This window comes from Pseudomonas sp. HOU2, from assembly GCF_040729435.1.
Lineage (GTDB): Bacteria > Pseudomonadota > Gammaproteobacteria > Pseudomonadales > Pseudomonadaceae > Aquipseudomonas.
Genome location: NZ_CP160398.1, coordinates 40,086 through 61,039 on the forward strand (window position 1 = coordinate 40,086; position 20,954 = coordinate 61,039).

The following is a 20,954-nucleotide window of genomic DNA, read 5'->3' on the forward strand; positions in this document are numbered from 1 at the left end:
CCCTCAGGCGGCGCAGCAGAGCCCCGTTAAAGCGGGTTACCTGTTCGCCCAGAACGAAAAAAGCTCCGTATCGCAAGATACGGAGCTTTTTCTTTATGCGTTACACCGGTTGCGATCTCTCGAAACCGGCGCCTTCCGAGCGGTTACTGTTGCACGACATTCGCAGCGGTGGGGTCGACCTTTTTCGGCTTCATCAGGCTGAAGTCGATCAAGGCGCGCTGCTCGCGTTCGTACGGGTTGCCGATCATCAGCGGACGCGGTTTGAAGCTGTCGCTGACCAGGCTCTTGCTGCGGTCCAGTTCATCGAAACTCAAACCGGCCAGGTCCGCCCAGGTGTGGATCAGGTGCGAGCTGCTGTACGGCCGGCCCAGGTCGGCGGCAAAGTTCCAGTCGTGGCTCTCGCGCCATTTCGGCGAAGCCCAGGCCATGAACGGAATGGTGTACATCGGCGCGGTCGGTTTGTTTTCGTTACGGCCGAGGGTGTTGTGGCCGGCGGAGTCAAACACGTCTTCACCGTGGTCGGAAAGATACAGCAAGAAGCCATTCGGATCGGACTTGGCGTAGTCCTTGATCAGGCTCGACACCACGAAATCGTTGTACAGCACGGCGTTATCGTAGCTGTTGTAGGTCGGCACCTGATCGTCACGCACGCCGGCCGGCACGCCGGTACGGTCCTGGAACTTGTCGAAGGTCGGCGGATAGCGGTACTGGTAGCTCATGTGAGTACCGAGCAAGTGCACGACGATCAGCTTGCGCTGCGCCGGGTCGGTCAGCGCCTTGTTGAACGGCTCGATCACGTCACCGTCGTACTGCGCGGCGTTCTGGTTGCGGTTGTTGTTCAGGTACACCTGCTCGTCGGCCTGCTCGGAGAAGGTCGTGAGCATGGTGTTGCGCTTGGTCATGGTCTGCTGGTTGGTGATCCAGAACGTCTTGTAACCGGCCTGTTTCATCATGCTGACCAGCGACGGCGTGGACAGGTACAGATCAGGGTTTTCTTCATCGGCGAAGGTCAGGACCTGCTGCAGCGCTTCAATGGTGTAGGGGCGTGGGGTGATGACGTTGTCGAACACCGCGAGCTGATCCTTGAGCTTGTCCAGCTCAGGAGTGGTCTTGCGTCCATAGCCGTACAGGCTCATGCGCTGACGGTTGGTCGACTCGCCGATCACCAGCACCAGGGTCGACGGTTTATCGGCGTCGGCAACTTTCAGGTTATGCAGCGGCGGAACCTTGCTGGTGCTGTGCAGCATGTCCTGCATCCCGGCCAGGGTGTCGAGGTAGCGGTGGTAAGCCACTGCCATCTGCCAGGGCACGGCTGGCTCGATGCGGTCTTCGAACTTCTCGAAACCGCCGGCGAAACTGCCGGTACGCTGGGTCTGTTTGATCAGCGGGTAACCGACCACGGCGAAGACGATCGCGATTGCGGCCACGAACGCACGGCCTCGGGGCATGTACACCGGGCGCAGACGGGTCCACAGGAAATAGGCGAAGGCTGTATGGGCGAGGAACGCCGGGATCATCCACCAGGCGAAGTACTGCGTCATGTATTCGCCGGCTTCAGAGATGTTCGACTCGAACATGATGAAGATGACGCTTTGCGAGAACTCCTGCTGATAGATGAAGAAGTAGCCCAGGCTGGCCATGGAGCAGGCCCACAGGACTACGCCGATCAGCGCGGCCAGCAGTCTGGTGCGTTTGGGGAACGCCAGCATCGGGGCGAGCCACAGCGCACTCATCACGAAAGCCTGACGGAAACCGCTGAAACCGGAGGTTCCGGTCAGCTGGATCAACAGTTGGGTGATGCCCGAGAAATACCAGAAGAAAGCGAACAGCCAGAGAACCCCGGCCCAGTCGAAACCTGTCGCAGTCGTTTTGCTGCGTTTGAACAATGCCATTCAGCACTCCAGCTCATCGTCACTAACCACCGCCGGAACGCTACATCAAACCGACGAACGGAAGCCGCGCGCAAACGCACGGCCAGAATGGGCCGGAGTATCACCAAGGCAATGTGAAAACTTCGTTAGTTGCTGATCAGGGGCAGGGGAGCATCATGTCGGGAACGACAGGCGCCGTTCCCGAAGCTGGCGGGGCAGGTCAGGCGTGCGGATGGCGCTGGACCACCGGCAGAGGTTTGGGCTGAGCGCCCTGGGTCAGCGAGCGCAGCTGCGCCAGCTCCTGCTTCAACTGGTCGCGCTCGTCTTTCAACTGGCGCAATTCATCGCGACGGATTGTGACGTACAGGGTTTGTGGCGGCATTGCTGTGTGTACTGTGCCCATTGCTCACCTCGCAAATGGCGTGTCTCAACTGCAAATCGTCCCCGCGTCGGGGCTACTGACTTGCTATCGGCGCCAATTTTGATTTCTTTTGCCCATGAATGGAACTTTTTTATTTTTCATGGTCGGTGTGTCTTCGGCAGGATTCGGGGCGTTATCAGTCTGGATCGGGCACAATGCCCGGAAACTTCATCGCAACGCTCTGGACTAACCTCCATCAGTCGCGTTGGGCTATAACCAATGACACACATTTATTTGTAGTAAGGAGCATCAGCACATGCAACTCGGGATTATTGGACTGGGCCGCATGGGCGGCAATATTGCGCGACGTCTGATGCTCAACGGTCACACCACCGTTGTTTACGACCGCAATACCGCTTTCATCGATAACCTGGTCGCCGAGGGCTCCACCGGCGTTGCCGACTTGCCGGCCCTGGTGGCAGGCCTGGCCAAGCCGCGTGCGGTATGGGTCATGTTGCCGGCCGGCGCACCGACCGAAGACACCATCAACACTCTGAGCGACTTGCTGGAAGCCGGTGACACCATCATCGACGGCGGCAACACCAACTACAAGGATGACATCCGCCGCGCCAAGACTCTGTCGGAGAAGGGCCTGCACTACATCGACGTCGGTACCTCCGGCGGCGTCTGGGGCCTGGAACGCGGCTATTGCATGATGATCGGCGGTGATGCCGAGACCGTGCAGCGCCTTGACCCGCTGTTTGCCGCTCTGGCGCCGGGCATGGGCGAGATTCCGCGCACCAAGGATCGCAAGTCCGAGGATCACCGCGCCGAGCACGGCTACATTCACGCCGGTCCTGCCGGTGCCGGGCACTTCGTGAAGATGATTCACAACGGTATCGAGTACGGCATGATGGCCGCGTTCGCCGAGGGCTTCGACATCCTCAAGACCAAGTCCAGCGAGCGTCTGCCGGAAGATCAGCGTTTCGATCTGAACGTGGCCGACATCGCCGAAGTCTGGCGTCGTGGCAGCGTCGTTTCCTCGTGGTTGCTCGATCTGACTGCCGATGCACTGGCCAGCGATCCGAAACTGGACGGTTTCTCCGGTTCGGTGGCTGACAGCGGTGAAGGTCAATGGACCATCGAGGCGGCGATGGAGCAGGCTGTGCCGGTTCCGGTGCTGTCCAACTCGCTGTTCTCGCGCTATCGCTCGCGCGGTCAGGGCACTTTTGGCGACAAGATTCTTTCGGCCCAGCGCTTCGGCTTTGGCGGCCACGTGGAGACTCCGAAGAAATGACCCATACGATCCGCAGAAAATCCAAGGCAGAACCCGCACCACCGACCACGCTGTTTCTGTTCGGTGCCCACGGCGACCTGGTCAAGCGCTTGCTGATGCCGGCGCTGTACAACCTCAGTCGCGACGGCTTGCTTGACGAAAATTTGCGGATCGTTGGCGTTGATCACAACGCCATTACCGATGAAGCCTTCGCGCAAAAGCTCGAAGACTTCATCCGTACCGAAGTGGCGGCAAAAGTCGGCAAGGGCGATCAGATGCTTGATCCGGCCTTGTGGGCCAAGCTCGCCAGAGGTATCAGCTACGTCCAGGGCGACTTCCTGGACGACAGCACTTATTCCGCGCTGTCGGCAAAAATTGCCGATAGCGGCACTGGCAATGCGGTGTTCTACCTGGCCACCGCGCCACGTTTCTTCAGTGAAGTGGTACGCCGTCTCGGCGCGGCCAAGTTGCTCGAGGAAACTCCCGAAGCATTCAGAAGGGTGGTGATCGAGAAGCCGTTCGGCTCCGATCTGCAAACCGCCGAAGCGTTGAACGCCTGTCTGCTCAAGGTCATGTCCGAGAAACAGATCTATCGGATCGACCATTATCTGGGCAAGGAAACCGTGCAGAACATTCTGGTCAGCCGGTTCTCCAACAGTCTGTTCGAAGCGTTCTGGAACAACCATTACATCGACCACGTACAAATCACCGCCGCAGAAACCGTCGGTGTTGAAACCCGCGGCAGTTTTTACGAGCACACCGGTGCGCTGCGTGACATGGTGCCCAATCACCTGTTCCAGTTGCTGGCGATGGTCGCCATGGAACCGCCGGCCGCATTCGGCGCTGACGCCGTGCGCGGCGAGAAGGCCAAAGTGGTCGGCGCGATCCGCCCGTGGAGCGTTGAAGAGGCGCGAGCCAACTCTGTACGCGGTCAGTACCGCGCCGGCGAGGTCGGTGGCAAAGCGTTGAATGGCTATCGTCAGGAAGCCAACGTGGCGCCTGACAGCAACACCGAAACCTACGTCGCACTGAAAGTCATGATCGACAACTGGCGCTGGGTCGGCGTGCCGTTTTATCTGCGCACCGGCAAGCGCATGAGCGTGCGCGACACCGAAATCGTCATCTGCTTCAAACCGGCGCCGTACGCGCAGTTCCGCGACACCGAAGTCGACGAGTTGCAGCCGACCTATCTGCGCATTCAGATCCAGCCCAACGAAGGCATGTGGTTCGACCTGCTGGCCAAGCGGCCGGGGCCGGCGCTGAACATGGCCAACATCGAGCTGGGTTTTGCCTACAAGGACTTCTTCGAAATGCAGCCGTCCACCGGCTACGAAACGCTGATCTACGACTGCCTGACCGGCGACCAGACGCTGTTCCAGCGCGCCGACAACATCGAGAACGGCTGGCGCGCAGTGCAACCGTTCCTCGATGCCTGGCAACAGGATGCGAGCGTGCAGACCTACGCTGCCGGGGAAGACGGCCCGCAAGCCGCCAATGATCTGCTGACTCGCGATGGTCGCGTCTGGCACGGTCTGGGATGAGTGACTCGATCCGCTTTTTACTGAGTGACATGGACGGCACGCTGTTGCTGCCCGATCACAGCCTGAGCCAGCGCACCATCGACGCGGTGCGTTCGCTGCGCGAGGCCGGCGTGTTGTTCAGCCTGGCCACCGGGCGTCCACCCAAAGCCATGTTGCAGCAGATCGAAGCCTTGGGTGTCGATCTGCCGACCGCCGCCTTCAATGGCGGCACCATCGTCAATCCGGATGGCAGCCTGTTGGTGGCGCACTACCTGCCGGTGCCGACGGCGCTGATTGCCCTGGCGTTGTTCGCTGACCAGCCGGATGTGGAGATCTGGGTGTTCAGCGGTGGTGACTGGTTGCTCAAGGATCCGCACGGGCCGATGGTGCCGCGCGAGCAGCATGGCCTCGGTTATCCGCCGGTGGTGGTCGAGAGTTTCGAGCCGTACCTGGAGCGCATCGACAAGATCGTCGCCACCAGCAACAACACGGATCTGCTGATCGAGCTTGAGGCGCGTCTGCTGCCCAGGGTCAACGGCATGGCGCAGGTTTCGCGCTCGCAACCGGTGTATCTGGACGTGACAGCGCTGGAAGCCAACAAGGGCACCGCACTGACGACGATTGCTGCACATCTGGGCATCCCGCTGGAGCAGACGGCGGCGATTGGCGATGGCGGCAACGACCCGGCGATGTTCCATTGCGCGGGATTGTCGATTGCCATGGGGCAGGCGGAAGAGGCGGTGAAGCGTCAGGCTGATGTAGTCACGGCCCCCAACACCGAAGACGGCGTGGCGCAGGCGATCGAAAAATACATCCTCCAGTAACACCTGTAGGAGCTGCCGCAGGCTGCGATCTTTTGATCTTGTTTTTTTATGCAGCAAGATCAACAGATCGCAGCCTTCGGCAGCTCCTACACGTGGTTGTTGTCAGAGCCAGTAGCTGACGGCGTACCAGCCCAGTAACCCCATCACTACGGTGTACGGCAACGCCATCCACACCATCCGCCCGTACGACAGGCGCACCAGCGGCGCAATCGCCGAGGTCAGCAGGAACAGGAACGCCGCCTGACCATTCGGGGTCGCCACGCTTGGCAGATTGGTACCGGTGTTGATCGCGATCGCCAGGGTCTCGAAGTGCTCGCGACTCATGTGCCCGGACAGGAAGGCCTGTTTCACTTCGGTGATGTAGATCGTGGCGACGAACACGTTGTCGCTGATCGCCGAGAGCAGCCCGTTGGCGATGAACAGCATGCCCGGCTGTTGCTCCGCCGGCAGCGCCAGCACCCACTGGATCAGTGGGGCGAACAGTTGTTGATCGTGAATCACCGCGACCACGGCAAAAAACACCACCAGCAATGCAGTGAACGGCATGGCGTCCTTGAACGCGCTGCCGAGGCGATGCTCGTCGGTGATGCCGGTAAACGCGGTGATCAACACGATCACCATCAGGCCGATCAAGCCGACTTCAGCAACGTGAAACGCCAGGCAGCCAATCAGAATCAACGCGGCAGTGCCTTGCACCAGCAGGGCGGCACGCTGACGCGGAGTGCGTTCGGCGTTGTCTTCGGCGGCGTAATTGGCCAGTACGGCGCGGACGTTGTCCGGCAGCAGGGTGCCGTAGCCAAACCAGCGCAGTTTTTCCAGCAGCAGACAGGTCACCAGGCCGGCCACCAGTACCGGCAGCGAAACCGGCGCGACTTTCTGGAAGAATTCTGCGAAGTGCCAGCCCATTTCATGACCGATCAGCAAATTCTGCGGCTCGCCCACCAGGGTGCAGACCCCGCCGAGGGCAGTACCGACCGCGCCGTGCATCAGCAGGCTGCGCAGGAATGCGCGGAATTGCTCCAGATCTTCATGGTGCAGGGCCGGCAGATGGCGGTCGTCGCTGAATTCGCTGTCCTGACGCGGATCGTTGCCCGAGGCCACACGGTGGTAGACCGAGTAGAAGCCGACCGCCGCGCTGATGATTACTGCGGTGACGGTCAAGGCATCGAGAAACGCCGACAGAAAGGCCGAGAGGAAGCAGAACATCAGCGCCAGCAGCGCCTTGGAGCGCACGCCCAGCAGCAACCGTGAGAACAAAAACAGCAGCAGGTCCTTCATGAAGTAGATGCCAGCGACCATGAACATCAGCAGCAGGATCACCGGGAAGTTGTGCAGCAACTCATCGTACAGTGCCTGCGGGGTGGTCATCTTCAGCAGCAGGGCTTCAATCAGCAACAAGCCACCGGGCATCAACGGATAGCACTTGAGGGCCATGGCCAGGGTGAAAATGAACTCGATCACCAACAACCAGCCGGCGGCGACCGGGCCGACAGTGAACAGCACCACGGCGTTGAGGATCAGGAACCCGACGATGCACGCCTTGTACCAGCGGGGCGAATGCCCGAGGAAGTTATGCGCGAACGCCTGGGCCAGTGAACCGGACATCGGTTGCTCCTTGTATTAAGAAGCGCGCAAGTTGCCGCAAGTGCCTGGCAAGTTCAAGTCTGGGGGGAATTATTGATTCAGATAGCGCGCGACCATGGCGCGGTAGTTGCCGTCCAGTGAATAGCCGCCGACCAATATGTGTCCGTCCGCCTGCACCGCGAGGGAATTGGCGGTGTCGAGGCTGCGTCCCAGCCGCGTGCGCAGCCAGCCGTGGCCGTTGCCAAACTCGTGGTCAAGTTGGCCATCAGGCAAATAGCGCGCGACGATGAAATCCGCCTCGATTCCGCCAATGGTCGCGCCCACCGCGATGATGCGGCCATCGGCCATGCACTGGGCGGCGCTCCACTGGCAACCACTGGGGCCGATTTCCAGCAGGTGCGGATGACCGGCGTTATTGCGCAACTCCGGTCGGCCGTTGTTGTGCAGGCTCAGTGCCAGACAGCGGATCGGATCGCGGCTGCTGCCAAAGCAGTGCAGATGCTCCTGCGACTCGATGACCTGACTGACCATGGCGCTTTGGCCGTGGGCCTTGAAGGCGAGGAAACCATCCACCGCGAAGCGCTCATCCAGACGCCCGTCCGGCAGATAGCGCGCCACCAGCCCCTCTTGGGGGAAGTCGATGGAGCCGGCGACGAGGATCCGCCCGTCCTGCTGCAGTGCAAGGCTGCTGAGCCAGGTGTTGAGCAGCAAATGACGAATCATCACGAAGCCGCGGCCATTGAAGCTCGGATCAAGCGCACCGTCCGGCATCAGGCGAATCAGCATGCCGGCATGGTCGGCGAGTTCGAAATGATGATTGGCGATCAGCAGAATGTGCCCGTCGTCCTGCACGGCAATGTCGCAGGCTTCGGCGCCAGGCACGCCGGGCGGCAGCCAGGCATCGCGGGAGCCGATGGACAGGTCGCCGGGCAAGCGCACCACTTTGCACCCATTTTCACCAAAGCCGGGGTCGGGGATTCCGTCAGCGCTGAACAGCGCCAGGGCGGGCAGGGTGCGGTGGGCGGTTTGATAATGCAGACCGGCCAGCAGGATTCGCCCATCGGGCAACACCTGAACCTTGCCAGCGGTGGCTTCGAAGCCAGGTTCGAATTCGCCGATGACGCTGCCTTGCTGGCCGAACGCGAGGTCGGCCGAACCGTCAGCGAGTATTCGCGCCAGACCAAACCGGCTGCCTCGGGCAGTACCGATCTTGGCCGCGACCAGCACGCGCCCCTCTCGATCGAGCGCAACACCCTGGGTCATGCTGGAAACACTGCCAGCGAAATAGACCTGAGCAACGCCAGTCTTGGCGAATTGTCTGTCCAGTTGTCCGCAGCGATTGAGTAGTGCCGGTCGCGCAAAGGCGTTCTCGGAGGACATGCATGCTTCTCCTTGCAAGTTGACCAGGCCCGAATCGGGCGGGTAACTGCATGAGCGGAACATTCAATCCCTGAATACACGCAAGTTCAACTGACAGAACTAACAGGTGGAGGGTCGCACTGTGCCATAACAGTGTCTTTTTGAACCAAATGAAAGCATGCCAAGCAGTGGCGCCTGATGCTTTAAGGAAAGTTGTACAAAAGTACTGGAGACGAACTACCGCAGGTAACTAAAAGAACAGAAGGCGGATGACCTGAGCGGCATCCGCATGATCCTCTGATCAGTGTGGCATCGACCACGATTGCAGCAGGTAACCTTCTTTGCTCAATTCGGCGCGGGCCTGTTGCAACAGCAGTTCCAGTTGCGCCGGATCGGAGTAGGCGCTGCTCGGGATCTGCTGGCGACCAATGTGCGAGTTGGTGCGATCGATGACGGTCAGGTTCAGTTCGCCGTTGCCGTCTTGTGGGGCCCAGGCCACGCACTGAAAGGGTTTGAACGCGTGGTTGGCAATCAAAAGAGCTTCGTTGATACGGAGCGGGGCGGTCATTGGGGTCTTCTCTCTGTCGTGCCCAATCAAGTGATGTGCCGTCGGTTGGGCTTACCGTTCGGCTGGTTACTTGTACTGATGCACGCAACCCCGTGGCAGGTCACACACGAAACAAAGAAATTTCAACTTAATTGCTCAGGCTCAACATTCCGAACGTTTTTGAAAGCCTGGTGAAAGATAGCAACTCGATAGCTGACTAATAAATTCGCTTCTTATAACTCGTTAGCTTGTACACCTATAAGCAATCGATACAAGGCCCTGTCAATTTCTTGCTAATGTTACAGTCGGGTCTGCCAAATGACTGTTTTTACAATAATTTCCTTAAATTTGGCGCCAAGGAACAGTCATGATCGAAGCGCCAGCGTTACGACGTTTATTGGTAGTCGACCCCTGTGACGACTGCCATCGCCTGTTACCCGGATTGCGCACGGTAGGTTGGGATGTCGACAGCTGTACCCTGGAAAATGCCGCCGATCGGACATGCGATGTCGGGCTGCTGCGACTGCAACCTTTTCACCTTGAACGTCCCGAAGCGGTCAAGGAACTGATCAGTCGCAGCGGCACCGAGTGGATCGCCGTGTTGAACCAGGAAGTCCTGCGGTTGCAGAACGTCGGTGACTTCGTCTGCGAATGGTTTTTCGATTTTCACACCTTGCCATTCGATGTCTCACGGGTCCAGGTGACCCTGGGGCGCGCATTCGGCATGGCGCGTCTGCGCGGGCAAGGCACGATTCACGTCGATCAGCCGGAACATGAACTGCTCGGCGACAGCAAGCCGATCCGCGAGCTGCGCAAGTTATTGAGCAAACTGGCGCCGACCGAATCCCCGGTGCTGATCCGCGGTGAAAGTGGCACCGGTAAAGAACTGGTGGCGCGCACGCTGCACCGCCAGTCCCAGCGCCACAGCAAGCCGTTTGTGGCGATCAATTGCGGGGCGATTCCCGAACACTTGATTCAGTCCGAACTGTTCGGCCACGAAAAAGGCGCCTTTACCGGTGCGCATCAGCGCAAGGTCGGGCGCATCGAGGCCGCCAATGGCGGCACGCTGTTTCTCGATGAAATCGGCGATCTGCCGCTGGAATTGCAGGCCAATCTGCTGCGCTTTCTGCAGGAAAAACACATCGAACGCGTCGGTGGCAGTCAGCCGATTCCGGTTGATGTTCGCGTGCTGGCGGCCACCCACGTCGACCTCGAAGCCGCCATCGAGAAAAAGCGTTTTCGCGAAGACCTGTATTACCGCCTCAATGTGCTGCAGGTGGTGACCGCGCCATTGCGCGAGCGCCATGGTGATCTGTCGATGCTGGCCAACCATTTCTCGCACTTCTACAGCCACGAAACCGGCCGCCGTCCGCGCAGCTTCAGTGAGGATGCGTTGATCGCCATGGGCAAGCACGACTGGCCGGGCAATGTGCGCGAGCTGGCCAACCGCGTGCGACGGGGTCTGGTTCTGGCCGAAGGTCGACAGATCGAAGCCCGCGATCTGGGATTGCTCAGCCAGCACACGGTTTCTACGCCGATGGGTACGCTGGAAGACTACAAGACCCGCGCCGAACGCCAGGCGCTGTGCGATGTGTTGAACCGCCACAGCGACAACCTCAGTGTGGCGGCGAAGGTGCTGGGAGTGTCGCGGCCGACGTTTTATCGGCTGCTGCACAAACATCAGATTCGCTAGAGACCAAAGCTCAAAAGATCGCAGCCTGCGGCAGCTCCTACATTTGTAACCCTGTAGGAGCTGCCGCAGGCTGCGATCTTTTTCTTTAGAAGTAGTACGGGAATTTCAGGCTGAAGGAAAAGTCGGGGGCATCCGGGGTCATGCCGATCGACAGGTTGGGCACGATAGTCAGGTTGTCCGTGGCAGCAATGGTCATGCCGACGTTGAAGTAACCTGCGTTGGCGTCACTGGACACCACAGATTGCCAATCCCCGCCATCGGGTTTGAGTTTGCTCCTGCGTTGCACCAGATCAGACATCGAAAACGACATACTCATCTTTTCGTTCAGTGCAAATGCAATACCGGCGCCGATCTGGAAGCTGTCGCCAATACTGACCTTGCCCGGGGTTTTCTGGTTGACGGTCGAACTGATGTCGTCGAACGACTCTTCCAGGTTGTAGGTGTAGGACAAGCTGCCGAACAGCACAGCCGGGTCGAAGGTCTTGACCAGCGAGACGCCGGGGGTGATCGACCAGACGCCGTTGCCGGTTGGCAGCGTGTCAGGCACGAACAGGTTGGAGTTGGCGTCGGTCTGGCGCAGTTTGATACCGAACGGATCCTTGCCGGTGGGTGCCTTGACCCGCAGGGTGACCACCGCGTCCGGCGTGTTGACCGACTCGTCGAGGAATTTGTAGGCGATGCCGAAGTTGACGTCGCCGATGGTCGGGTCGCGCGAAACATCCTGTTCCGTCGTGACGTTCGATGCACCACCGTTGCCGCCGCCGGACTGATAGGTCGATTCGCGGTAAACCACCGGCACGTTCACGTCGAACTGCCAGCGATTGTCGAAGTTGTAGCGCCCGGTCAGGTCCAGCGTCCAGGTGTCGGCCTTGATCCGGTCGAGGTTGATGTTGCCCAGAAAGATCGAGTCCAGCGCGAGGAAACCGTTGAGGATCAGCTGTCGGGTGTCGTAACGCGAGTAGGTCACACCGGTTTCAAAGCTGAATTTACCGCCGCCGAAGAAGCCGCTGGCCTCGTCGTAGAGGTTGGACACACTCTGCGCCGGTTGCGAATCATCGGCCAGCGATTGGCCGTAGGACGCGCCGCTGCCCCCGGCTGCGCCCCCCGACGCTGCGGCTGCCCCGACACCAGGAGCCCCGGTGCTGGTTGCGACTTTTGGATTGCCTTTCATGTCAGACGGCGACTTGGCCAGGCGTTTGGGTTGCGGGGCTGCCGGTTGATCTTCGACCTGACGGACCCGTTGTTCGAGCACCGCCAGGGCCTTTTGTTGTACTTCGTAGCGTTGCTTCAGCTCCAGAAGCTCCTGTTTCAGGGCTTCTACGTCGGCGTCCGGTGCCGCTTGCAGCATGGCTGCGGGTAGAAGAGTGCTCAAACATACAGCGGCACGCAGTGATACTGATCGATACATGAATAAGCCGTCCCTTTAAGCCCAATGATCGAGACTCAGCGTAGTTCAATATCCGATATTGCGTAGTGCCCTGAGTTGAGTCAGGTTGCAGTCCAGTGCGCCGGGGCTGATACCGTTATTGTTAAGCACAACATTGAGTTGGGTCATGTTGTTGACCACGTTGGCGCTGCCCAGCAGGCGAGTGTTCTGCAGCAGGCCACCCTGGGCCACTTGTTGCAGGGCAGTGCCCTGATTGCCCGAGGCCTGAATCGCCATTTGCACGCCACTGTTGCTGGCCGAAACGGCGACGCTGCCGGCGGCATTGCTGGCCCCGATGGTCTGCCCGGCCATCAGCGCCTGGCCTTGTGCGGGGGCCAGCGGAGGAGGGGTGTTGGCTTCTTTTACGTTGATCGCCACATTGTTGTTGGCGGTGTTGCCGTCGCCAGCGGCGCGTACGCTTTGGGTCACGCCTTGGCTGCTGTTGAGCGCCGCGCCACCAATGACATTGCCAGTGCCCGGAGTCGGGGTGCTGCCGTTGCCCTGTTCCTTGATGGTCGAGACATAGAATTCCGGTTTGATCGTGGCGGCCTGGATTTGCATCGACGTCGCAGCGCCGATCAGATCACCGCTGGCGTTGCGCCAGGTACTGCTCATGACAATGCCGAAGCTGATGATCCGCCCCGGCATGACGTAACGACCACGAAGCTGGGACAGCTCCTGATCCTGAACTTCGATGGGTTTGAATCCTGCATTGGCATAGCCTGACACGCTCGCTGCCAGGCAGGCGGCGGCCAGCCAGTATGAGGTTTTCATCTGCTGCTCCCGGGACATCCAGTCCCATTCTTTATAATCGGCGATTAAAAGAAGTCGCTCTGTATGAACCCGAAGTCCATCAATTCAGCATCTCTGACAGGGTTGAAGTTATCCAGCTTGTTCTTCGCGGTCAGCGGGGTCGGTGGCATGCGCAATGCATTGGTTTTGTCATAACCGGGGCCGACGATGGCGAAGACGATGCCGTTCCAACCTTTGACAAAGTCATCATGGGCGTAGCGTTTGTGACCTAAGACGGGATCTCCGATATAAACCCAATCCTTGTCCGAACGCTGCAGCACCACGAAATGCTTGTAGCCGCGAATTTCCATCAGTACCACCACCGGGATTGTTACGTCGTCGAGTTTTTCCGGTGGAATCTTGTAGCCCCTGGCGCGCATGCCGATGCTTTCTATATAGCGTTTCATGTCCAGCATGGAAAAACCTTGCGTACGCACAAGGTCCTGGTCAGCGTTGACCAGCATGCCTTTGATGATGTGCTCTTCATCGACGTCGAGCCAATAAGCCTGGCGCAATACCGTGGCCAGTGCGGCGGCGCCGCAGCTGAAATCGGTTTTCTGTTCGACGATGTCGGCAAACTTGCGTTCACGGATGCTTTGCACGTTCTTGTAGACGAGTACGCCGCCGGGCAGGGCAGCGACAGGCATCTGGGCAGCCTGGGTCAGGCCGGACAGGCAAAGCAGGGCGATAAAGGCAGTCTTACGCATGATCGATACGCCTTTGCGGACTGAGGAAAAGCCCCGTTTCCGGGGCTTTCGTTTCGATCGCGATTACATGCAGGCTTTGCAACCTGCAGCGATGGACAGCGAGTTGCTTTGTTGGTTGCCAACGCCGGAAGCGTTGTTGAAGCCACCGTTACCCGACCAGTTGTTGCCTACGTTGGTCATGCTGGCAGTGTTGGTGACAGGGTTTTTCCAGCCGTCTGGGGTCAGCACTTGTTGCGTGGTTACACCAGCAAGACCGAAGGCACCCACAGCTTCGAAGGTGGCTTTCTGATCTTTGCTGCCGCCATTGCCGCCATGGCCTTTGTCGTCGTTGCCATAACCGCCACCGCCGTGGCTGTCACCTTTGATGGTAGCTTCGCCCACGGCGCCGAATACGCCGACGGCGGCGACAGTGCCAGTGAGGGTGTCTTTCTTGTAGGTCTGAGTGCCGTTGTTGCCGACTTGCAGACCGGTAGTGCTTTGGTTGGCAGCAGCAGCGGCTTGCGCTACACGACCACCCGACACAGCGATTGCCAGGTTGTTTTTCTGTTGGTTGAAGTTGCCGGCAGCGTTGTTCACGCCGATGTTACCCGAGCCACTGTTGCCAACGTTGTTCATGTTGGCGTTGTTGTTGCTGGAGTAGTTGCCAACGGTGTTGTTGCTGTTGACTTGAGTGGCGCTGGAAGCGGACACCGCAGAGCCGAAGATGAAGCTTTCGTCGGCGGTAGCCAGAGCCGCGGCGTTGTCTTGCTGGTTGCCGTCACCGGCCACGTTGTTGGCACCGACGTTGCCGTTGGCGCCGTTAAGCGAGCCACTGATGCCGGCGTTGTTCTGGGTGCCCTGGTTGAGGACGGTGTTACCGCCGTTGTTTTGCACGTCGAGTACCGCAGCACCGGCACCTGCGCCGATTTGCAGCAGTTCTTCCAGGGTAGGGCCTTTTGGTGGAGGAGGGTTGTGACCGTGACCACCATTGTTACCATGATCGTTGCCGCCTGCTTGAGCCGCCATTGCCATTACTGCTGCAAGTGCGAAAACCAGTGGTTTGAGAGCCATTGTAGTTTTCATGGTGTTTCTCCATCGTGCTTATTAGTTGGTTAAGTGTTGGTACTTTCTAATTGCACTGCTTTTGTTGTTTGGGTCAGTCAGCGACCCGGATGCTCAGGGTGTTAGCCATACGGTTCCCCACCCCGGCACTCTGGTTCACCTGAATCACCCCTCGGCTGCCGGTGAAGGCCTGATCACTTGTCGTGACCTGGCGACTGCCGGGTGAGGTGCCAGTTGCTCCTGAGCTCGGTAAAAGCGCCACGTTCTGTTGCGACAGGGCGCTGTCGTCAACGCTTTGCGGGGCAGCACTGATGCTGACGCGCGTCACGTTGGCCATCTGGTTGTTGGCACCGGCGCCCTGGTTCACGCCCAGGATCCCGTTGCCGTTACTGAAAGAGGTGCCGCCAATGGTGGCGCTGGCGTTCATCGACGGGTTGGCAGGGGTGTCCAGCTTTTGCCTGACGATGGTGGTGGCACTGGCATTGGTGCCAATGGCGATCGCTTTGGTGTTGGTCTGTTGCATCTGGTCGCCGGCGGCCTGGTTGACGTTGAAGTTGCCGCGGTACTGCACACCGGTATCCTGAATGTCCGCGTTGTTCACGGAACTCGGATCGGCCATGACGCGGGCACAGCTGAAGAGGGCAAACAGCAGAAGGGAACGATTCATCTCATTGACCTCCAGCCATGCGGGTCAATGGCGCGAGACCGGTGCTCAGCGAGCGATTGATCGTGTTGGAAATCGTGCCGCCACCGCCGCCGCCATGACCGGCACTCATGCCAGGCAGGCCGTTGGGGTTGGTCAGCACGTTCATGCCGGGCATGTCCGAGTTCGGCGTGATTATGTTGCTGCGGATCGAAGCGCCGCTGGCTACGCTGGCAAAGTCACCGTCACTGAGTTCGGTGCTGGTCATCGCTTGATGGATTCGATCGGAAGGGTTGGCATTGACCGTGGTTGGATACGGGTCTTTGCCACCGCTGCGCCCGATTGCAATGGGCTGGACATCGCGGTTGAGAACGATCACGCCATTGCCTTCGGCCTGAACGTTGAAACTGATGAATGTGCTGGCGGCTGATCCAATCAGCAGAAGGCAGGTCAGGCCTTTATTAATATTCCCCACGGCGGCAATTCCTTCTTCAGTGGGCTGGCTCTTGTCAGCGTTGGGAAGGAGAGAGCGAAAGCTGTGCCGCTTTTAAGTTGTTGTTGGTTTTCAACAGGTTGGCGATGGGCCGCGCAGCGCTGATACAAATGCTGTTTCAGCGCTGAAACAGTCACCCGGACACCCACAGGGTCAATGGCGGCGCAAAGCTCTGGAACAAGGGTTTGCCGGGGACTGTTTCAATGGCGTAACAGATGTTCTTGCAGAATGATGAAGGCCATTTAAACGGCTGCTTTGCGCGGCATCGGGTGTTTCAGGAATGGACACTTGGGTCCCGAAAGGAGCTGTTTGCCAAGTCAATCAGCCATCAAACGCGCGACTGCTTCGAAAGCCTGAAACCGCCGGTCATCCCAGTTGCCCTGAATGATCTGCAACGGTTGCCCGTGCTGTTCCAGCCAGTCGCGGGTGGCCTGAAAGAATGCCATGCGTTCGCTAAACTGCGGCTGACAGCGTTGGCCGTCGTCAGTCCAGTCGATCTGCTCCGGCGACAACAGCAGGTGCAGGTCGTAATGCCGGGCCAGCAGTTCGGTTTCCAGCCACGCCGGGCAATCGCCAAACAGGGTCTGGCTCCACAGGATGTTGCTCAGCAAATGGGTGTCGAGAATCAGCAATGGCGGTTGCTGCGCCCGAGCCTGATCCTCCCACTGCAACTGCCCACGGGCGATGTCGGGGATGTCGTTGAGGCAGGTGTCGCGTGGATTCTGCTCGATGAACCAGCGCACGTATTCGTCCACCCGCAGCCCGCCAAAGCGCTCCTGAAGGCCAGCGGCCAGCCAGCTTTTGCCGGTGGATTCCGGGCCGGTGAGGACAACCACCTTCATCGCTGCAACGCCGGATCGGCACGCCACTCACGCCAGCCCTGCAAGGCGATCAGGGTGAACAGCGCATACAGCGCGGCGGTGAGGTACAGGCCTTTGTACAAGAACAGGCCGACGAAAATCACATCCAGCACGAACCACAGCGCCCAGCATTGCAGACGTTTCTGCGCCATCCACAATTGCGCAACCAGGCTGAACGCCGTCAGCGCAGCATCGAGCCACGGCTGCGCCGCGTCGGTCCAGTGCGCCATGGCCGCGCCGAGCAGCAGACTGCCGAGGGCGCCTACGCTCAGACCGAGCAGGATCGAGCGCCGATCCAGACGCGTGACGTCGCGCCCGTCATGCATCGTCCCGGCGCGGGTCCATTGCCACCAGCCGTAGACTTGCAGCGCGGCGTAAATCACTTGCAACAACATGTCCGAGTACAGCTTCACGTCATAGAAGATCCAGCTGTACAGCAACACCATGACCAGGCCGATCGGCCAGCACCACGGATTCTGTTTGACCGTCAGCCACACGGCGATCACACCGAGGGCGGCGGCAAACAGTTCAAGCCCGGACATGGGGGTTCCTTGGGGGAATTGACGAGGGAGCGGATTGTACCGAAAAACCTGTAGGAGTGAGCCTGCTCGCGATGGCGGTGGGTCAGCCACTCTGTGGTTGACTGATACGACGCTATCGCGAGCAGGCTCACTCCTACAGGGGAACGGTGTCAGACGCGGAACTGGCGCAGCAATTGGTTCAGCTGTTCACTCAACTGCCCAAGCTTGACGCTCGCCGCACTCGACTGCTCGGCCGCCAGCGCCGTGCTGTGAGACAGGCCGGCCGCCTGGGTGACGTTCTGATTGATGTCCTCGACCACATGCGCCTGTTGCAGCGTGGCGCTGGCAATCGAGGCGTTCAGGCCATTGAGATTGCGCAGGGCCTGGCCGATGGCATTCAGGCTCGCGCCGGCCAATCCCGCCTGTTCGATGGTCAGTTGCGAGGCCTTGCTGCTGTCGCCAATGACTTTCACCGCCGCTTCGGAATGATTCTGCAGGCGTTCGATCATGCTCTGGATTTCCGCCGTCGACTTTTGCGTGCGCTGCGCCAGCAACCGTACTTCATCGGCCACCACCGCAAAGCCCCGGCCCTGTTCCCCGGCGCGGGCCGCTTCGATGGCCGCGTTGAGTGCCAGCAGGTTGGTTTGCTCGGCAATCGAACGGATCACTTCCAGCACACTGCCGATCTGCGTGCTTTCGGCTGCCAGGGTGCGAATCACTTCGACCGCCTGATCAATGGTTCCGGACAATTTGTCGATCTGTTGCAGGCTGCCGTCGATGTTGATCTGACCCTGCTGCGCCTGAGCTTCGGCATCGCGCATTTCCGCAGCAGCATGTTCGGCGTTCTTCGCCACATCCTGCACGCCGTAAGTCACTTCGTTGATCGCGGTCGCCACCAGTTCCATCTGCTGCGATTGCTGTTGGCTGCGCTGCTGGGCCTGGGTCGCGTCGTTACCCAGTTCACTGGACGACTGGCCGAGCGCACTGGCCGAAACCTGCAAGTCACCGATGACCCGGCGCAACTTGGCGGTGAAGGCGTTGAAGTGATGCGCCAGTTGCGTGACTTCGTCCTGACCGTGGGTGTCGAGGCTGCGGGTCAGATCGCTTTCGCCGCTGGCGATGTTGGCCATGGCGTTCACGGTTTCCTGCAACGGACGGACGATGCTGCGGGCAATCAAAATTACCAGCAAGGCCATGATCACGGCGATCACCAAACCAATCACCGAAGCCTTGATCAACTGCCCCCGGAACTCGCTCTGCACATCATCGACGTAAACGCCCGAACCGAGCACCCAGCCCCACGGCTCGAACAATTTTACATAGGAAGTTTTCGCCACCGGTTCGCTGGCACCGGGCTTGGGCCAGCGGTAATCGACCATGCCGGCGCCTTTGCTTTTGGCGATCGCGACCATCTCGTTGAACACCGCGAAACCGTCCGGGTCGCGGATCGCCGAGAGGTTCTGGCCTTCGAGTTTGGGGTTGGTCGGGTGCATGACCATCACGGGGGTGAGGTCGTTGATCCAGAAATAGTCGCTCTGGTCGTAGCGCAGGCCGCGAATCGCGGTCAGCGCCTGTTTCTGCGCAGCGTCGCGGGTCAGGGTGCCGGCAGTTTCCAGGTCGTGGTAGTAGGTCAGCAGGCCGCTGGCGGTCTGCACCACATGCTGGGTTTTCTGCGCCTTGGCGTGGTACAGGTCGTCGTGGATCTGCTTGAGCATCAACACGCCCAAGGTCAACAACATGACCACGGCCACAATCAAAATGAGCCACAAGCGTCGGCTGATCGACACACTGCGCAAGCTGTTCATAACGCTGTCACTCCGATTTCTTTTTCTTGTAATAAATCAACGCCAGCATCCAACCACGTTTGGGTGGTCAGGCATACGCGACCCAAGTCGAATAACGCCGCAGCACTATTAAGGCTTGTCTGTTAGGATTTCGGCCCCGCGCGTGAAAACCTGAATCCAAATTGATATTTCACGGAATTTTGACCGTTTCGTGTGGATGCTGTGTGCGCGGAATCGGTACAGCAACAAACAGCTACGCTGATCGCAGTGAACGTAAAAAATATTATCGGGGCATGCCACCGTGTATCGCTCTTTGGGGGACTGATGGATCTTTGGACCGCCTTGCAGGCACTGATTCTTGGAGTTGTAGAGGGGCTGACGGAGTTTTTGCCCATTTCCAGTACCGGACACCAGATCATTGTTGCCGACTTGCTCGACTTCGGCGGCGAACGGGCCATGGCGTTCAACATCATTATTCAGCTCGGCGCGATCCTCGCGGTGGTCTGGGAGTTTCGCCGCAAGATTCTCGACGTGGTGATCGGCTTGCCGACCCAGCCGAGTGCGCGGCGTTTTACCGCCAACCTGCTGATCGCGTTTCTGCCGGCGGTGGTGCTGGGGGTGATTTTTGCCGACCTGATCCACCAATACCTGTTCAATCCGATCACCGTTGCGACCGCGCTGGTGGTGGGTGGCGTGATCATGTTGTGGGCCGAACGCCGCCAGCATGAAGTGCACGCCGAAACCGTGGACGAGATCACCTGGAAGGACGCGCTGAAAGTCGGTTTCGCGCAGTGTTTGGCGATGATTCCCGGCACTTCGCGTTCCGGCTCGACGATCATCGGCGGCCTGTTGTTCGGCCTGTCGCGCAAGACCGCGACCGAGTTCTCGTTCTTCCTGGCGATGCCGACCATGGTCGGTGCGGCAGTGTACTCCGGTTACAAGTATCGCCAGCTGTTCGTGCCGGCGGACTTCCCGGTGTTCGCCATCGGTTTCATCACCGCGTTCATCTTCGCCATGATTGCTGTGCGCGGTCTGCTCAAGTTCATCGCCAGCCACAGTTACGCGGCATTCGCCTGGTACCGGATTGTTTTTGGTCTGGTGATTCTGGCGACCTGGCAGTTCGGCTGGGTCGACTGGTCGGCGGTCAAACCATGAGTGATTCCCGCGCGCGCCGCCCGGATGGACGCCCATCCGGTGGCGGCGTTCAGCATCTGAAACTGAAACTCGCAGTGCTGCTGATCGTCTGCGCGCTGCCACTGTTCGGCTCTCTGTCGATGTGGCTGCGCGGCATCTCGCTAGTGCCGTTGACGGCTTATGGCGTGGTCAGCGTGCTGGCGTTTTTCATGTACTGGGCAGACAAGCGCAAGGCCCGCGCCGATGCCTGGCGCACGCCGGAAAACATCCTGCATGCACTCGAACTGGCCGGCGGCTGGCCCGGTGCGCTGATCGCCCAACAGGTGTTCCGGCACAAGACGCGCAAGGTGTCGTTTCAGATTCTGTTCTGGGTCATTGTGGCGTTGCATCAGGTGTTCTGGATCGACCAGTTGTTTCTCGGTTCGAACCTGCTGTCACTGTTCTGAATCACCACAAATCCCTCTGTAGGAGCTGCCGCAGGCTGCGATCTTTTGATCTTTTAAAAAGCAAGATCAAAA

20 protein-coding genes are annotated in these 20,954 nt (G+C 59.4%); 6 read left to right on the forward strand and 14 right to left on the reverse strand.

Annotation, left to right across the window (positions count from 1 at the left end):
• Window positions 1-143: 143 nt before the first annotated feature.
• Together ABV589_RS00225 and ABV589_RS00230 are read right to left on the reverse strand one after the other, a co-directional pair.
• On the reverse strand, window positions 144-1,892 hold the full coding sequence (locus ABV589_RS00225; protein ID WP_367084403.1) for a phosphoethanolamine transferase CptA: 1,749 nt from the start codon (window positions 1,890-1,892) through the stop codon (window positions 144-146).
• Between the two features lie 199 nt (window positions 1,893-2,091).
• Window positions 2,092-2,274 (reverse strand): DUF6026 family protein, encoded by a 183-nt coding sequence (locus ABV589_RS00230; protein WP_007964649.1) that lies wholly within the window; start codon window positions 2,272-2,274, stop codon window positions 2,092-2,094.
• Window positions 2,275-2,548: 274 nt separating this feature from the next.
• Here ABV589_RS00230 and gnd point away from each other — a divergent pair, with 274 nt between their 5' ends.
• The 3 genes from gnd to ABV589_RS00245 are packed head-to-tail and all read left to right on the forward strand — an operon-like array spanning window position 2,549 to window position 5,852.
• Window positions 2,549-3,529, forward strand: coding sequence for a phosphogluconate dehydrogenase (NAD(+)-dependent, decarboxylating) (gene gnd, locus ABV589_RS00235; protein ID WP_367084404.1), 981 nt, complete (start codon window positions 2,549-2,551; stop codon window positions 3,527-3,529).
• Entirely contained in the window at window positions 3,526-5,049 is a 1,524-nt protein-coding gene (gene zwf / locus ABV589_RS00240; protein ID WP_367084405.1) for a glucose-6-phosphate dehydrogenase, read from the forward strand. The genes gnd and zwf overlap by 4 nt, the downstream gene beginning before the upstream one ends.
• The gene (locus ABV589_RS00245; protein ID WP_367084406.1) at window positions 5,046-5,852 is read left to right on the forward strand and encodes an HAD family hydrolase; all 807 of its coding nucleotides are present in this window, start codon (window positions 5,046-5,048) and stop codon (window positions 5,850-5,852) included. Before zwf ends, ABV589_RS00245 begins: the two co-directional genes overlap by 4 nt.
• A 102-nt stretch (window positions 5,853-5,954) precedes the next feature.
• On the opposite strand, the gene nhaB is transcribed toward ABV589_RS00245, so the two are convergent.
• The 3 genes from nhaB to ABV589_RS00260 form a co-directional block, all read right to left on the reverse strand.
• On the reverse strand, window positions 5,955-7,457 hold the full coding sequence (gene nhaB, locus ABV589_RS00250) for a sodium/proton antiporter NhaB (protein WP_367084407.1): 1,503 nt from the start codon (window positions 7,455-7,457) through the stop codon (window positions 5,955-5,957).
• A gap of 69 nt (window positions 7,458-7,526) precedes the next feature.
• Complete coding sequence (locus ABV589_RS00255) at window positions 7,527-8,816, reverse strand: hypothetical protein (protein ID WP_367084408.1); 1,290 nt, start codon at window positions 8,814-8,816, stop codon at window positions 7,527-7,529.
• 280 nt (window positions 8,817-9,096) lie between these two features.
• Window positions 9,097-9,363 carry a hypothetical protein gene (locus ABV589_RS00260; RefSeq protein WP_003225374.1) on the reverse strand — a complete coding sequence of 89 codons (267 nt, stop codon included), beginning with the start codon at window positions 9,361-9,363 and terminating at the stop codon, window positions 9,097-9,099.
• A 346-nt stretch (window positions 9,364-9,709) separates the two neighbouring features.
• On the opposite strand from ABV589_RS00260, the gene ABV589_RS00265 reads away from it, so the two are divergent.
• Window positions 9,710-11,035: a sigma-54 dependent transcriptional regulator gene (locus ABV589_RS00265; protein ID WP_367084409.1), complete on the forward strand. Its 1,326-nt coding sequence runs from the start codon at window positions 9,710-9,712 to the stop codon at window positions 11,033-11,035.
• An 85-nt stretch (window positions 11,036-11,120) separates the two neighbouring features.
• Here ABV589_RS00265 and ABV589_RS00270 read toward each other — a convergent pair whose 3' ends face one another.
• From ABV589_RS00270 to ABV589_RS00310, 9 genes are all read right to left on the reverse strand, one after another.
• Window positions 11,121-12,443 carry a hypothetical protein gene (locus ABV589_RS00270; protein WP_367084410.1) on the reverse strand — a complete coding sequence of 441 codons (1,323 nt, stop codon included), beginning with the start codon at window positions 12,441-12,443 and terminating at the stop codon, window positions 11,121-11,123.
• 45 nt (window positions 12,444-12,488) lie between these two features.
• Window positions 12,489-13,235 (reverse strand): hypothetical protein, encoded by a 747-nt coding sequence (locus tag ABV589_RS00275; RefSeq protein ID WP_367084411.1) that lies wholly within the window; start codon window positions 13,233-13,235, stop codon window positions 12,489-12,491.
• Window positions 13,236-13,279: 44 nt separating this feature from the next.
• Entirely contained in the window at window positions 13,280-13,960 is a 681-nt protein-coding gene (locus ABV589_RS00280) for a C39 family peptidase (RefSeq protein WP_007964629.1), read from the reverse strand.
• A gap of 63 nt (window positions 13,961-14,023) precedes the next feature.
• Window positions 14,024-15,022: a heme utilization protein gene (locus ABV589_RS00285; RefSeq protein WP_367084412.1), complete on the reverse strand. Its 999-nt coding sequence runs from the start codon at window positions 15,020-15,022 to the stop codon at window positions 14,024-14,026.
• 73 nt (window positions 15,023-15,095) lie between these two features.
• On the reverse strand, window positions 15,096-15,668 hold the full coding sequence (locus ABV589_RS00290) for a hypothetical protein (protein ID WP_007964626.1): 573 nt from the start codon (window positions 15,666-15,668) through the stop codon (window positions 15,096-15,098).
• A gap of 1 nt (window position 15,669) precedes the next feature.
• A complete protein-coding gene (locus ABV589_RS00295; protein ID WP_367084413.1) occupies window positions 15,670-16,119 on the reverse strand; it encodes a hypothetical protein in 450 nt (149 codons plus the stop codon).
• A 335-nt stretch (window positions 16,120-16,454) separates the two neighbouring features.
• Window positions 16,455-16,979 (reverse strand): AAA family ATPase, encoded by a 525-nt coding sequence (locus ABV589_RS00300; protein ID WP_367084414.1) that lies wholly within the window; start codon window positions 16,977-16,979, stop codon window positions 16,455-16,457.
• Entirely contained in the window at window positions 16,976-17,539 is a 564-nt protein-coding gene (pnuC, locus tag ABV589_RS00305) for a nicotinamide riboside transporter PnuC (RefSeq protein WP_367084415.1), read from the reverse strand. Before pnuC ends, ABV589_RS00300 begins: the two co-directional genes overlap by 4 nt.
• Before the next feature lie 149 nt (window positions 17,540-17,688).
• The gene (locus tag ABV589_RS00310; RefSeq protein ID WP_247267394.1) at window positions 17,689-19,323 is read right to left on the reverse strand and encodes a methyl-accepting chemotaxis protein; all 1,635 of its coding nucleotides are present in this window, start codon (window positions 19,321-19,323) and stop codon (window positions 17,689-17,691) included.
• A gap of 303 nt (window positions 19,324-19,626) precedes the next feature.
• On the opposite strand from ABV589_RS00310, the gene ABV589_RS00315 reads away from it, so the two are divergent.
• Window positions 19,627-20,457: an undecaprenyl-diphosphate phosphatase gene (locus ABV589_RS00315; RefSeq protein WP_367084416.1), complete on the forward strand. Its 831-nt coding sequence runs from the start codon at window positions 19,627-19,629 to the stop codon at window positions 20,455-20,457.
• Window positions 20,454-20,882 (forward strand): DUF1294 domain-containing protein, encoded by a 429-nt coding sequence (locus tag ABV589_RS00320; protein WP_367084417.1) that lies wholly within the window; start codon window positions 20,454-20,456, stop codon window positions 20,880-20,882. The genes ABV589_RS00315 and ABV589_RS00320 overlap by 4 nt, the downstream gene beginning before the upstream one ends.
• The last annotated feature ends 72 nt before the right edge of the window (window positions 20,883-20,954 follow it).